This is a genomic window from Lysinibacillus capsici, assembly GCF_003367505.1.
GTDB lineage: Bacteria > Bacillota > Bacilli > Bacillales_A > Planococcaceae > Lysinibacillus > Lysinibacillus capsici.
This window is the reverse complement of the sequence record NZ_PXXX01000014.1, coordinates 14773-28984: the sequence shown is the minus strand read 5'-3', so window position 1 is coordinate 28984 and position 14212 is coordinate 14773. Positions and strand designations below refer to the sequence as shown.

Genomic DNA, 14212 nt, shown 5'->3' with positions numbered 1-14212 from the left:
ATATATATCAATTTTATTTAAATTTTCATATATTTTACATATTAGTTCCACAAATCTAACATAGTTTGCTAATGAACAAAATAATTTTGTTGTTTATTAATGAGGTAACAACTACCAGCTACTTTTTTACACTGCTTTTTTACATGTGTTACCGCATTGGATAATTGTTCCACAGAGTCAAAATACTGATATTCATTCGTAATAACGGCAATAGATAGAGATGTGCATGTTAAAGGTTCCAGTTCGCCAGATCTATTAGCCACCTGAACATATGCTAGATCCTCTAACTCGTAAAAACTAAGTATGTTGGCATCAAAGTCATCAATAATTTTTTGACACATCTTTTCTACCTCGTAATAAGGTAGAATGGCTACAAAATCATCTCCTCCAATATGTCCTAAAAAATCCTCTACGCCGCAGATATGTCTTTTTAGTATTTCTGTTAAATACCGTAAAATTTTATCGCCTTTATTAAAGCCATATGTGTCATTGTAGGATTTAAAGTGATCTAAATCAAAATAGATTAAACTATATTGCGATAGCTGTAATGCTTCTTCTAATTTTTCATCGATTAATTTATTGCCTGGAAGACTACTTAATGGATTCAGGAAACTTGCAATGGCTACTTGTGTATCAACAAGCTTTAACAATAACTCTCGAATACTAACCATGCCATAATAAAGATTGTTTTTCGTGACAATGACATCATCATATAAATCCTCTGGAGGTCTAGCCATAGCTAATGTACTAACCTCTGTGATTGGTGTATTACGATCAACGATTAAAGGATTTTTCTTTATCATCAGCTGATTTTGACGTTCCATTAATAAATGATAGCCATATCGAGTACCGATTTTTTGATAGAAATGTGTGCGTGTAATATGTCCAATTGGTTTTTCATCACGCACAACAACAACGCTACGCAACGATGGATTACTTGTAAAAAGTACATCTACTTCTTTGTTTTTCACAAATTCATCAATACATGGAACTTTCTCAATGACTTCCCCTATCTTCATGGTCACCCACCCTTATTTTCCCCATATATATTTCCTTTGCAGGCTTTCCTATCGCATATCCCTGTGCATAATGAATGCCAATATGATGGAGATAATCAAGCTCTTCTTGTCTTTCAATCCCTTCAGCGATGATTTTAGTATTGGCTTGTTCAGCATATTTCATTAACAATGTGACGAGCTGCTGTTGTTCACTATTTTGGTCTATGAATTGAATTAATGAACGGTCTAGCTTAATAAATTCCGGCTTTAAATAGATGAGCGTTTTTAAACTATTATAACCTGATCCTACATCATCTACGGCAATGCGATAGCCCTGTGATCGATAATGCGATAATACACGTTCAAACTCCACAAAATCTATTACTGCACTTCGCTCAGTTAGTTCAAAAACCACTTGCTGAGGTTTGATTCCAAGCTCCTTCAATAATTGTAGTGTTTCGCCACTGTGATATTTTTTATCTAATAAAACATTCGGATGTATATTAAGGAACACTAAAAAGTTTTTATTCACCAAGTCTTTGTGTAAACGTTCCTTGAAACGTTTCAAGGAAAGATTTCTACAAAAACATTCAAATAAAAAAACGCAATCTGTTTGTCCTACAAACTCGTAAAACTGGTCCACACTGTTAAATAATGTTGAGGGTAATGGTCGATTTAAGGCTTCAAATCCTATTGTTTGCTGTGACTGTAAATCTACAATAGGTTGAAAGTATGTATGTAAATCGTTATGTTGAATAATTTGTTTCAATGCCTTTAAACGTTTCATATATAACGAACTACTTTGATGCTGACCATATAAATATTTAAAAAAAGAAAATATATTACTTGTTTTTATACTTTGTCCCACTACAGACTCCATCCCTGCACCTCTTCAATTGGTTATTATGGTTCATTGTACGCTTTGATTGTAAACAGACTGTGAATCGAATGTAAAAAGAGCAAGTTCCAGCAATGGGTTTTAACAAAACTCTTTTCTAGTTAATATTTCACAATATTAAAACTATTACAAATAATTTATTTGATATAAAATGATATTAGTGTATGATTGTAATAATAGGTTTATATTACCTATTATATTTTTTTGTGTTTTTACTGTATTGGTCTTAATAGGGATACCTATTTAGATAAAAATTATTCAAGGGAGGATCCTGTTAATGAGCTTGTCTATTCAACAATTATTGGAGAACAAAGGAATTACACCGAAACCTGAACACCTTGAACTATTAAAAACACGCTGGGAAGGTATGCAGTCACTTCGCAGCAATTTAGAAGGTATTGCGATCGATGATGCAGACATCGCCGTACGTAGTATTCCTGGAGGTGATCACATTGACAACTGATTTACATTTAAAATCTGTTGAAGAGTTGGCACCATTACTTGCATCAAAGTCGCTATCTCCCGTGGAATTAACGAAAGCTATTTTAGATTTTGCTGAGGAAAGTCAACCTAAAATTAATTCCTATATGGCTTTTTATCGGGAAGAAGCCTTAGCAAGGGCAAAAGAAGTTGAACAGGAGATTCTCCAAGGTCATTATAAGGGTATGTATCATGGGATACCTATCGCCTTAAAGGACAACTTGTATTTTAAAGATAAAATAACAACGATGTCCTCAAAAATTCATAAGGACTTCGTTTCTGATTATGATGCGACTGTGGTTGAAAAGCTACGTGATGCTGGTGTTATTTTCACTGGGAAATTAAGTATGCATGAATATGCATGGGGAATTACCAATAACAACCCTCATTACGGCCCTGTTCGTAACCCATGGGACTTAGATAAAATTCCTGGTGGTTCAAGTGGAGGCTCTGGTGCGGCTGTTGCAGCTGGAGCAAGTGTTGCTTCACTAGGGACAGATACAGCAGGCTCTATTCGAATTCCATCTTCTGCTTGCGGCATTGTAGGTTTAAAACCTACACACGGTCGTGTAAGTAAATACGGCTGCTACCCGCTAGCATGGAGCTTAGACCATATTGGTCCGATGACAAAGACAGTTAAGGATGCAGCGGGCTTGCTCGAAGTCATTGCTGGTTTTGATCATCGAGACCCTACTTGCGTGAATGTTCCAGTAGACAACTATGAGAAGCAGCTTACTGGTAAGATCAAAGATCTAGTGATTGGTATCAATGAAGAATATTTCTTTAATAATGTTGATGCTGATGTAGAGAAGGCTGTTAGAGCAAGTATTCAAAGCTTAGTGGATTCAGGCGCTAAAGTAGAAGTGGTGCGTATTCCTTCCCTACAATATGCAGAATGGGCAGAGCTTGTGACGTCTCTTTCAGAGGCAGCAGCTATACACCATTCAGATTTACAAAAGAGACCACAAGATTTTGGTGACGATATTCGTCTGCTATTTGAGCTTGGTGAATTGCCTTCTGCAGTCGATTACTTGCAGGCTCAGCAGGTACGTCGTCAAATCAAGCAGGAGTTTACAGAGATTTTTAATAAAGTAGATGTGCTCATTTCCCCTACCCTACCTGTTGTAGCTAGTACAATTGGGGATGATTTTGCAGAGTTAAACGGTCAAAAAGTAGATTTAATTGATAATATTATCCGCTTTACAGGCCCTAGTAACTTAACAGGCTTACCTGCCCTCTCGGTTCCTTGTGGCTTTAAAGGAAACTTACCAATAGGTCTACAAATTATTGGCCCAGCCTTTAAAGAAGGACGCATTTTAAATGTAGGCTATGCTGTTGAGCAAGCAAATCCACAGAGAAATAGAAAACCAAATATTTTTGCTAATATCTAAACGATAAGCACTAGAAATCTGCTCACTTCACGGTATACCACTGAATGAGCAGATTTTTTTGTGGGGGAAACCTGCTAGCATTCATACTAATGGTTTTTTATGAACAAGTAATTTTATAATAGAAGCTAGAAGCTTACTACAGGAAAGGCAATGATCCACTCATGAATGTAGAGAAATTTTTACAACTACCTATTACCAAAGACTTCACTGTTATAGCAGGTCACAACGGCTTAAATAAAGCTGTTCAAAATGTAGAAATATTAGACTTTGAATTTTCACCTGACATCCACCATGTCAGAGATACTATCTTTACACCAAACAGTGTTGTGTTAAGTAGTTTATTATTTGCTAAGCAAAAGCCTGAGTATTTATTCAATGCTGTAAAAAATCTAATTGAGCTTGGGGCTAGTGCTTTAGCTTATAAGCCTGTTATTTTTAAGGAATTACCTGAAGAAGTTTTGTCGTATGCAGAGCAGCATAATTTCCCTATATTGCGCTTTGGTGGAGATGAGTTTTTTGAAAAAATCATTTTAGAAACGATGGCTTATGCTAAGACACAGGATTATTCCTATTTTATAGAAACAATTTTACGAAGGTTAGTGGAGGAAGATGTAACACAGGAGCAAATCAAATCCATTTTACAACAGCTCAATAAGCCCTTTGAAAAATATGTATTTATAGCAAATTTACGAGCTGGTGACACAATCCATCCGAACTGGATGCAGCCCTTTTACTCGTTAGAGCCACTATTAAAATCGGGTATGATTTGTTCTTATAAAAAAAGTCTATTTATCATCATGACACATCCATCTCAGCAATTCCAATTTGAAAGGGTTTTACATGAATGGCTAGCATTATATGTCATACCCACTGATACAATCACTTTCGGCTATAGCAATTGTAATGATACCCAGACTGGATTCTCAATGGCATTACGCGAAGCTTTTTTTGCCAATATTTTCGCTGAAATAGATATGCTCCCTAGCTGTCATTATAAGAATCTCGCGTCTGATTGTTTATTAATCGAGTTATACCGTAAAGATGCAACATTCGCTATGGACTATGTTACCTCCTTTTTAGCCCCTCTACTTGATGATAAGGCTGATCCAGACTTAATGGAGACCGCCATAACTTATATCATTAAAAAAGGAAATATTAAGGAAGTTGCTGTAGCACAATTCTGTCATCCAAATACAATTCGCTATCGTATGGCTAAAATACGTCAGCTAGTAACACCCATAGATAATGATTATGTTTTTTATGAACGCCTAGCTGCAGCCGTTAAATTGTACTTATTACATAGCAAAATGACCAGTGACTAATCGCTTTGGAATAAGTACAAAAAAACGCCTGAATATTTAGAAATAAAATCAAATTCTTTTCTTCTCTCTTATGCTATTCTATTGAAGTTAGGAGGAAGAACACATGAAAACTTACATAGCTGATGGCATGTTATTAGTTACTGCAATCGTGTGGGGTAGTGGATTTGTTGTAACGGCCATTGCTCTAGAATATTTAACAGCTTATCAAGTAATGGCTGGCAGATTTTTATTAGCTTCAATCATATTAACCGTTTTATTTGGCGCCCGCTTAAAAAAGGCTTCAAGATCAGTAATTTGGAAGGGAGCTTTATTAGGTACAATTTTGTATATAGCGTTTGCCCTTCAAACAGTCGGACTGCAATATACAACACCATCTAAAAATGCCTTTTTAACCGCAGTTAATGTCATTATTGTTCCTTTAATAGCATATGCCGTTTATAAACGGCGTATTGATGGCTACGAAATCATTGGTTCGATAATGGCAATTGTGGGCATTGGCTTTTTATCATTACAAGGCTCATTGACAATGAATATAGGTGATGCCCTATCATTAGCTTGTGCTGTTGCTTTTGCCTTTGATATCTTTTGTACAAACCTTTTTGTTCAAAAAGAAGATGCCATTGCTCTAACTATTATTCAGTTTCTCACAGCATCCTTTATAGGTGTTATCGTTGTCATTAGTCAAGGTGAAATTCCTACGTCGCTTGAAAAAGAGGCAATTTACTCGCTTGTTTATTTAGGGATTTTTTCTACGACAATAGCTTATCTTTTCCAGAATGTGGCCAATCAATATACAACTGCCACAAAGGCTGCGATTATACTATCAACGGAATCTTTTTTCGGCATGGTTTTATCCGTTATCTTTTTGCATGAAATGCTAACAAGCCGTATGGTCGTTGGTGCCGTCCTTATTTTACTAGCTATACTAATTGCCGAAGTGAAACCCGCACATCCAAAAAAGAAGCTAATGAAAGCACTCGATAATCAGACCCCCAAATAGTTTCAGTTTATACTGGAACTTTTTTTATGTTTATTAAACTCGACTAGTAATAATGCTTGTCGTAATCCCCACAACTAGCACTGTAATTATAGATAATAGCAAGGTCGAGGTGGATAGGAGGAAGCCACCTATAACAATCACGATGGAATCAATAAAAAATATTAATATCCCAACATTAATACCCGTTTTATCACAGATAAATTGTGCTATCAAGTCAGTTCCCCCTGTGCTTGTCTGAAATCGCAGCATTAGACCAATACCAAAGCCTACAAGTATTCCTCCAAGAATGGCACTATAGAGCGCATCAATTTGCACAAGATTGCGGACAGGCTTTAAAAAATCGATAATGAAGGAAGACGTTAGTAAGCCATGTATACTATTGTAAAAATAGGTTTTATATTTAAACCACGCAATAATAAAAATTGGAATACTAATGATAATAATCATTAAACCAATTTGGAGCTTATATAAATAATGTAATATTAGCGCTAACCCTACTACTCCCCCATCTAAAATTTCATAGGGCGTTAAAAATAAGTTTATTCCTAACGACAATGAAATACTTCCTATTATAATGACTAGACTTTTTGTAAAGAAATACATACAACCCCCCTCCGTGTCTATGCATGTCTTATAGTATGAAAATAGGTTATTGAACATGTTATGAAATAACCCTAGATGATTAGCCATTTTTATCGAGTGCATTTGCTAAATTTCTTCGAAACTTATTCAATTTATTTCCGTATATACAGATAAATTTTAAATTAACAAAGGGGATTATGATATGGAGCATGCTTTATTGGAACAAGTTAAACATACTAGAACTTTTTTAAGACAAGAACAATTGGAAACAATCTTTGAAGAGTTTGATGGTCATCGAATGCGCTTAACAGAGGTACAGCGCTTGGAGAAATACCGTAAAATGCTTGAAAGTCCTTTTCGCTTTTTCCGTGGAAGTGCCTATCTCTTTTATTTTGATATGACAAAATCCGCTTCAATCTTCCATACTCCTGATAGAAAACCGACTTGGATTCAAGGTGACATGCATATGGATAACTTCGGTGCTTTTCAAAATGAAGCTGGCTCCATTGTTTTTGATGTCAATGATTTCGATGAGGGCTATGTCGGTTCATATTTATACGATATTATTCGTATGAGTATTAGTATTGCACTTTATTTAGAAGAACAAGGCTTACATAAGACAACACAAGAAACGGCTATTCAACATTTTCTTAATAGTTATATCAATCAACTAAAACGATTTGAGCGTAAACAGGATGATCCTCTAACACTCATTTTCACAAAGAACAATACCAAAGGACCCGCAAAGAGGTTATTGAAAAAGCTTGAGAAACGCCAACGATCCTATTTTTTACAGGATATTACGTATCTCAATGAAGACGGCGAGCGCGCTTTCTTATGGAATGAAGAAATTCAACCAGTCACTGCTGAGGAATACAGTGCCATTTCAAACGCACTTTCTACATATAAAATTAGGGACATAGCTTATAAATATGGATCTGGTACAGCTTCAATCGGTTTAAAACGTTACTATATTTTAGTGGAAGATGAAAAGGGTGCATCATGGGTTGAAAATTTAGTGTTAGAAATGAAAGAAGTACGCACAGCCATTCCTGCCTACTTTCTTCCCTATCAGGATCTATTTTGGGCTCATTATGAGCACCAAGGAGCACGAGTAGTTGGAACTCAAAAAGCCATGCACCACTTAGAGGATCCACATTTAGCCTTTATTACAATGAATGGTCAGGAATTTTATATTCGAGAACGTTCTCCTTATAAAAAGAAGATTAAGCCTAAAAACTATAAGGATGTAGAGGATTACTTTACAACAACATCACTTATGGGGAAAATTGCCGCTAAAATACATGCACGAGCTGACATCGATTATTCTCATGTTTTTACCTATCACAGCGAGGAGGAGATTTTAAAAGCAATCGGTAAAGAACGGAATGTATTTATAGAACATACAATTTTACAAGCAATGAGTTACAAAGAAACCGTCTATACAGATTATGACTTATTCAAAAACTGGGTTGAAACAAAAATGTAAAAAGGGACCTTCGCTTTTAGCGAAGGTCCTCTCATATTGAATATTATTTTTGCTTGGCCTTCATACGAGCAAGTAAAAAGCCGCCCTTAAATGATTTAGGCTCATACGAGATAATAAACGCATTCGGCTCAAATTGCTCTACTATTTGAAAGAGCTCTCCTTCACGATTCCTCTTCGTTAAGATCTCATATTTATAGCGGTTACTATCTCGCCCTTCTCCTATATAAATCGTGACTGCAAACCCTTCGTGGCGAAGAAATTTCACAAGCTCTTCATTTTTATTTTGCGTATTAATGGTTGTATAAACATAGCCTATCGCTAGCTTTCGTTCTATTTTTGCTCCTAAAAATATACCTAATCCAAACCCAACTGCATAGACAACCATAGATAACATACTTTGCTTCCCACTGAAAACGAGTGAAAGGCCAAATACATACACCAACATCTCCAGCATACCAAATATCGCTGCAAGGAATGTGATATTCTTTACCAAAAATATTGTTCGTAATGTTAAAAAAGGTACATATACTAATTGTAGGATTAAAATTAAAACAATACTTTGCATTTGTGCTAGACCTTTCTGAGAGTAGTTTTATATAAGTATATGTTGAAAGAGAGAGTTACATGCGATTTCAACAACTCTATTTTAAATTCCCTTTTAGTCTAATGTTAAACATTCCTTATGACAGTCTAAAGTTATTTTAACGGAACAAATTTTAACTAAAATCATAATCTATAGTTTAAAACATACAATCCATAACAACAAAAAAGTGACACCTCCTCAAATCTAAATCAATAGATAAAAGTAGGTATCACTTTCTTTTCATCAAAATATGTAAAATATTTAGATGAATGTTATTTAATTATCTTTTTATACTTCCCCGTGCATCGGGTCTTTTTTATGCTTAGGCCCAATCATGTTGAATAAAATATTTAGGATAATCGCTGTGACTGAACCACAAACAATACCATTTGACGTTAAGATTGAAACGCTTGTTGGCAGTGCATCAAAAATGCCAGGAACAACGGATACACCGACACCTAAACTTACTGCAATCGCTGCAATCATTGCGTTTTCCGCTGATTCATTCATAACAGGTACAAGCATTCCCATACCTTGTGTAATCACCATACCGAACATCGCAAGCATTGCCGCACCTAGTACAGACGTTGGAATAATTGTTGTTAATGCTGCGATTTTTGGTAGGAAGCCTAATGCTACAAGTAGACCACCTGTGATGTAAATGACTTTACGGTCCTTAACGCCTGACATACGAGTTAGTCCCACGTTTTGTGAGAATGTTGTGTATGGGAAGGCATTGAAAATACCACCGATTACTGAAGCTAGACCTTCTGAACGGTAGCCACGAGCCAAATCTTTTGAATCTATTTTTTTATTACAAATATCACTTAGCGCAAAATAGACACCAGATGATTCTACTAAAGATACCATTGCTACAAGTGTCATGGTAATAATCGCCGTTACATCAAATGTTGGCATGCCAAAGTAGAAAGGTTGTACCATGTGAAATACATTAGCATCTACAACTGGGGTGAAATCCACCTTGTCCATGAAGGCACCTAAAACAGTACCTACTACTAATCCTATTAAAATAGAAATAGCACGAACAAAGCCCGTAGAAAAGCGATAAACGACTAAAATGACAACCAATGTAATAAAGGCTAAAGCTACATTAGAAGCAGAGGCAAAATCCTCAGCACCTTGTCCACCTGCCATATTGTTTAATGCTACTGGTAATAAGGAAATACCGATAATTGAAACAACTGACCCTGTTACGACTGGTGGGAAGAATTTCACAAGCTTGCCGAAGAAGCCCGCAATTATCATTACAATTACACCAGAGGCAATAATAGAACCATAAATGTCCGTAATACCCTGCTCTGGGTTTGTACCAATCGCAATAATTGGACTTACCGCTGTGAATGTACAGCCAAGTACTACAGGTAAGCCAATACCAATGAATTTACCTGAATAAACCTGTAAAAGTGTAGCGATCCCGCACATCATAATATCAATCGCTACTAAATACGTCATTTGTGTTGAATCGAAGCCAATTGCCCCACCGATAATCAGTGGCACTAAGATGGCTCCAGCATACATTGCAAGTAAATGTTGAATCGCTAGCGCAGTCGATTTAAAGGTATTCATTACGCGCGAGCCTCCGTAGCAAATGTTACTTTGCCATCTTCAAGAGAATCTACAATTGCTAATGACTCAACGCGAACACCTTGCTCACGCAATAATTTTCCGCCATCTTGGAAGCCCTTTTCAATAACAATTCCAACTCCCACAACATTCGCACCAGCTTGTGCAGCAATATCAAGTAAGCCTTTGACAGCCTCACCATTGGCTAAGAAATCATCTACAATTAAAATATTGTCATCTTCGCTTAAGAAATTACGTGAGACAGAGATCTCATTTGTTTCATTTTTTGTGAATGAATGTACCTTTGAAGAATAAAGGTTATCTGAAAGAGTTAATGATTTACGTTTACGAGCAAATACGACAGGCGCTCCAATTTCTAAGCCTAACATCACGGATGGGGCAATACCTGAAGATTCTATTGTTAAAATCTTTGTAATCACTTGATCAGAAAAACGATTTGCAAATTCATGACCAATTTCCTTCATTAGCATCGGATCAATTTGATGGTTTAAAAATGAATCAACTTTTAATACGGATGAAGATAATACTTTACCCTCTTGCATAATTTTGTCTTGTAATAACTTCATTTCTTTCATATCCTTCTTTCGTAAAAAATTATAAAAAAACGCTGAATACTTTGATTCCATTCTGCTACGAGTGGAGCAAAGCATTCAGCGCAAAAACGTCGAAATGAATAGAAAACATCATTAAAATTGAAGTTCTCTAAAAGCATTGCTACCCATAGTCGATTCATTTACGGTAAATCGGTAGAAACTTGCGAGCCCTATTCTCGCTATTATATGAGTGGATTTGTATGAAACTATCAGAATAACCAATTTATCACTTTATTCGGTAAGGGCTACTATCTCTCACCAAAAAAAGTTTGATTTTTCGGAATTTAATGGTATTCTGGAACTTTTTAATTGTAAACGTTCGTGTTTTCAATCAACGTACTGATTATAACAGACTATTTTCTAGCTTGCTAGCATTATTTTGATAAATGGAACGGTACTGTCATAATGACGACATTTCTGTGAAATAACAGTGATGTACGAATAAGAAGACTCGATTGGTTGTGTAGCATATGATGCCACCCTTTTTTCGGTAAGAATTGAGGGATAACAACTGTAACTTTATGACCTGTCTTCGTACATTGATGTTCTACTTTATCAATAAATTTAATTAATGGCTGTGTAATGCTGCGATATGGTGAATAGTAGGTAACTAATCGTACATCAGGTTGCCAGGCGTTCCACTTCTCTTCAAAAGCTTTTGCATCTGCTTGATCGAAAGCTACGTAAAAGGCTATCACTTTATCAACCTTAAGTGATTTGGCATAATGTAGGGAGTTTTCAACCACCTTTGTTATACCAGCTACTGGCACAATGAAAACATTCCCCTCAATAGTAGCCAGTTCCTCATGATTTAATCTTAACTGTTCTCCAACAGCTTGATAATGTTGCTTAATGCGATGGAATACAAAAATAATAATTGGTAAAAAGATAAACACTGGCCATACTTGAGGCATTTTTGTCACAAAAAACATCATTGCCACGATGAAAGAGATAGCAGCCCCAATTGTATTGATCGTAAATTTTGCTACCCAGCCTTTAGGTTTTTCGCGCCACCATTTTCTCATCATTCCCGTTTGCGCTAATGTAAAGGGAATAAATACGCCTACTGCATAGAGCGGAATTAAATGCTCTGTGGCCCCGTCAAAAAGTATAATTAAAAAAATGGCTGCAATACCTAGCATTAAAATACCATTTGAATAGCCAAGACGGTCCCCACGAATTTGGAAGATTCGTGGGATAAAACCATCCTTCGATAAATTCACAGCAAGCAAGGGAAATGCTGAATATCCTGTGTTTGCGGCAAGTACTAAAATCATTGCCGTTGTCCCCTGTACAATATAATAAAGAAAATTCCGACCAACACTAGCTTCTGCTAGTTGGGAAACGACTGTTGCTTCTGCTGTTGGTGCAACGCCATAAAAATAAGCTAGACTAACAATCCCGATGAATAAAACGGCTAAAATGGCGCCCATTGCTAAAAGCGTTTTAGCAGCATTATTCGGGGCAGGATTTCTAAAATTAGGTATAGCGTTAGAAATAGCCTCTACTCCTGTTAACGCTGAGCTTCCTGAAGCAAATGCCTTTAATAAAATAAATAGGCTAATCCCTGCCACTGGTGTGCCAATCTTTGGATGTAGCTCTGCAGGCACCTGTCCAGTTGCCACATTATAGAGCCCAATCCCGATTAGCAACAGCATAACGCCTACAAATAGATAAACTGGGTACGCCAAGATAGAGGCTGACTCTGTTACACCTCGCAAGTTTAAAATCGTTAAGAAAATCACAAATATAATAGCAATGGGTACATTATAAGCATGAAGACTTGGAAATGCAGATGTAATGGCATCTGTCCCGGCCGACACACTTACTGCTACCGTTAAAATATAATCAACAAGCAAAGAACCCCCTGCAACAAGACCTGCATTCACGCCTAAATTTTCTCGTGATACGACATAGGCGCCTCCCCCATAGGGATAGGCGAAGATAACTTGACGATAGGATAAAATCAGTGCCACGAGTAGAATAACCACTCCAGCGGCAATAGGTAAAGAATACCAAAACGCCATTGTACCTACCGTCATTAGGACAATTAAAATTTGTTCTGGTCCATAGGCTACTGATGACAATGCATCTGACGATAATATGGCCAGTGCCTTTGTTTTACTGAGCTTTTGTTCCCCTAACGCATCGGATCTTAATGGTTTGCCGATTACATAACGTTTGAATGAGGATTTCATTGATAAACACCTTCTAGTTTCATAGAATGTGTTTCGCCTTTCTAAATTACATCAAAAAACGCCTACAAGTCATCACTAAATAAGACTTGTAGACGCTCATCCGTCTGCCAAGCTCCACTTTTCTGCTCTTAACGCTTACGAGGTTAGCTGTCGGATTCGGGCCTGAGTAGCCCTACTCCTCCATAAGGAAGAGATTCACCCCAAGAATGGCTATGCCATCCATCAAAATTGGTTCCCCCGCGTTTAGTTGCTTCAGCGATTTAGAAATTTGAAACTTTTATAATGATGTCATATTACGCCTGCTAATTGAAAAAGTAAAGAAGAAAATTTTTCTCTTTTTTGAGTAAAAGCATAGGCTTTTTTTGAACATATAAATAATCGCTTCTTAAAGAAAATTTCCTGAATACCTAGTCAATACCCACAATATAAACAATAAAAACTGCCTTAAAGGTATATTCTACCTTCAAGACAGCTCATTATATTAGTCATCAAAGCCTTGTTCAAAGTCGATAATGTTCCCAGAGACTGCATCCACATCTACTTCGTATTCATATTGACCGTCTTTCAGTTCAATTTCATATACACCATCATCAAGCTTAATTTTTGTCACTTTACCCTTTGCTTTTGTTTGGGCTGTCTTGATAGCCTGCTCTTTTGTAATTATTTTTGTTGTAGCAGTCGTAGCAGGAATATGATCATCCCAATCATCGTCATCTAGACGTTCCTTTTTCTGCTTGAGTAATTTTCCACTATAAGCATCAAATTTTAAATCATATTCTTCTGTATCTGTATACACCTCTACTTCATAAATAGAGCTAAACTGATTTTGGTCAAATTCGATATTGGCAACTGTACCATCCACTACCGCTAGAGCTTTCTTCTCAATTTCCTGCATGGATAAGACCTTTTTTTCTTGGGCATTTCCTGATAATAAAGTCGTCGAGCCAATCGCTGCACCCACTCCCAGTGTAATTACTAGTGCTGGAATCATGATCATTTTTTTCATGTTCATCTCTCCTTTGTTTTATCTAAACTTAGCTTACCAAGTGAAGATGATAGAACTATAAGAGAAA

Annotated in this window: 13 protein-coding genes and 2 riboswitches; of the genes, 5 read left to right on the top strand and 8 right to left on the bottom strand. The window is 36.4% G+C overall.

From position 1 onward, the window contains the following. Positions 1 to 68 precede the first annotated feature (68 nt). Positions 69 to 1019, bottom strand: a complete 951-nt coding sequence (locus C7B89_RS13015) for a GGDEF domain-containing protein (RefSeq protein ID WP_048391902.1) — start codon at positions 1017 to 1019, stop codon at positions 69 to 71. Next, positions 997 to 1878 (bottom strand): EAL domain-containing protein, encoded by an 882-nt coding sequence (locus C7B89_RS13010; protein ID WP_048391903.1) that lies wholly within the window; start codon positions 1876 to 1878, stop codon positions 997 to 999. The genes C7B89_RS13015 and C7B89_RS13010 overlap by 23 nt, the downstream gene beginning before the upstream one ends. A 295-nt stretch (positions 1879 to 2173) precedes the next feature. On the opposite strand from C7B89_RS13010, the gene C7B89_RS13005 reads away from it, so the two are divergent. From C7B89_RS13005 to C7B89_RS12990, 4 genes are all read left to right on the top strand, one after another. Next, positions 2174 to 2359, top strand: coding sequence for a hypothetical protein (locus C7B89_RS13005; protein WP_009373346.1), 186 nt, complete (start codon positions 2174 to 2176; stop codon positions 2357 to 2359). Then, a complete protein-coding gene (locus C7B89_RS13000; protein ID WP_115673857.1) occupies positions 2349 to 3767 on the top strand; it encodes an amidase in 1419 nt (472 codons plus the stop codon). Before C7B89_RS13005 ends, C7B89_RS13000 begins: the two co-directional genes overlap by 11 nt. 161 nt (positions 3768 to 3928) lie before the next feature. Further along, complete coding sequence (locus tag C7B89_RS12995; protein ID WP_115673856.1) at positions 3929 to 5089, top strand: PucR family transcriptional regulator; 1161 nt, start codon at positions 3929 to 3931, stop codon at positions 5087 to 5089. A 103-nt stretch (positions 5090 to 5192) separates the two neighbouring features. Further along, complete coding sequence (locus tag C7B89_RS12990) at positions 5193 to 6089, top strand: DMT family transporter (protein ID WP_048391909.1); 897 nt, start codon at positions 5193 to 5195, stop codon at positions 6087 to 6089. Positions 6090 to 6122: 33 nt separating this feature from the next. Here C7B89_RS12990 and C7B89_RS12985 read toward each other — a convergent pair whose 3' ends face one another. After that, positions 6123 to 6692, bottom strand: coding sequence for a YitT family protein (locus C7B89_RS12985; protein WP_048391911.1), 570 nt, complete (start codon positions 6690 to 6692; stop codon positions 6123 to 6125). 181 nt (positions 6693 to 6873) lie between these two features. On the opposite strand from C7B89_RS12985, the gene C7B89_RS12980 reads away from it, so the two are divergent. Further along, positions 6874 to 8160, top strand: coding sequence for a DUF2252 domain-containing protein (locus C7B89_RS12980; RefSeq protein ID WP_115673855.1), 1287 nt, complete (start codon positions 6874 to 6876; stop codon positions 8158 to 8160). 43 nt (positions 8161 to 8203) lie between these two features. Here the strand turns inward: C7B89_RS12980 and C7B89_RS12975 are convergent, their stop codons facing one another. The 5 genes from C7B89_RS12975 to C7B89_RS12955 all read right to left on the bottom strand — a co-directional run bounded on the left by C7B89_RS12975 (position 8204) and on the right by C7B89_RS12955 (position 14145). Next, the gene (locus C7B89_RS12975) at positions 8204 to 8725 is read right to left on the bottom strand and encodes a DUF2179 domain-containing protein (protein WP_048391915.1); all 522 of its coding nucleotides are present in this window, start codon (positions 8723 to 8725) and stop codon (positions 8204 to 8206) included. Positions 8726 to 9031: 306 nt separating this feature from the next. Next, positions 9032 to 10330: a nucleobase:cation symporter-2 family protein gene (locus C7B89_RS12970; protein ID WP_054548694.1), complete on the bottom strand. Its 1299-nt coding sequence runs from the start codon at positions 10328 to 10330 to the stop codon at positions 9032 to 9034. Beyond that, the gene (locus tag C7B89_RS12965) at positions 10330 to 10914 is read right to left on the bottom strand and encodes a xanthine phosphoribosyltransferase (RefSeq protein WP_048391917.1); all 585 of its coding nucleotides are present in this window, start codon (positions 10912 to 10914) and stop codon (positions 10330 to 10332) included. The genes C7B89_RS12970 and C7B89_RS12965 overlap by 1 nt, the downstream gene beginning before the upstream one ends. Before the next feature lie 135 nt (positions 10915 to 11049). Further along, a riboswitch (purine riboswitch) is annotated at positions 11050 to 11151 on the bottom strand. A 164-nt stretch (positions 11152 to 11315) separates the two neighbouring features. Next, the gene (locus C7B89_RS12960) at positions 11316 to 13139 is read right to left on the bottom strand and encodes an APC family permease (RefSeq protein ID WP_115673854.1); all 1824 of its coding nucleotides are present in this window, start codon (positions 13137 to 13139) and stop codon (positions 11316 to 11318) included. Between the two features lie 118 nt (positions 13140 to 13257). Then, positions 13258 to 13407: riboswitch (cyclic di-AMP (ydaO/yuaA leader) on the bottom strand. Between the two features lie 213 nt (positions 13408 to 13620). Next, entirely contained in the window at positions 13621 to 14145 is a 525-nt protein-coding gene (locus tag C7B89_RS12955) for a PepSY domain-containing protein (RefSeq protein ID WP_054548692.1), read from the bottom strand. Between the last annotated feature and the right edge of the window lie 67 nt (positions 14146 to 14212).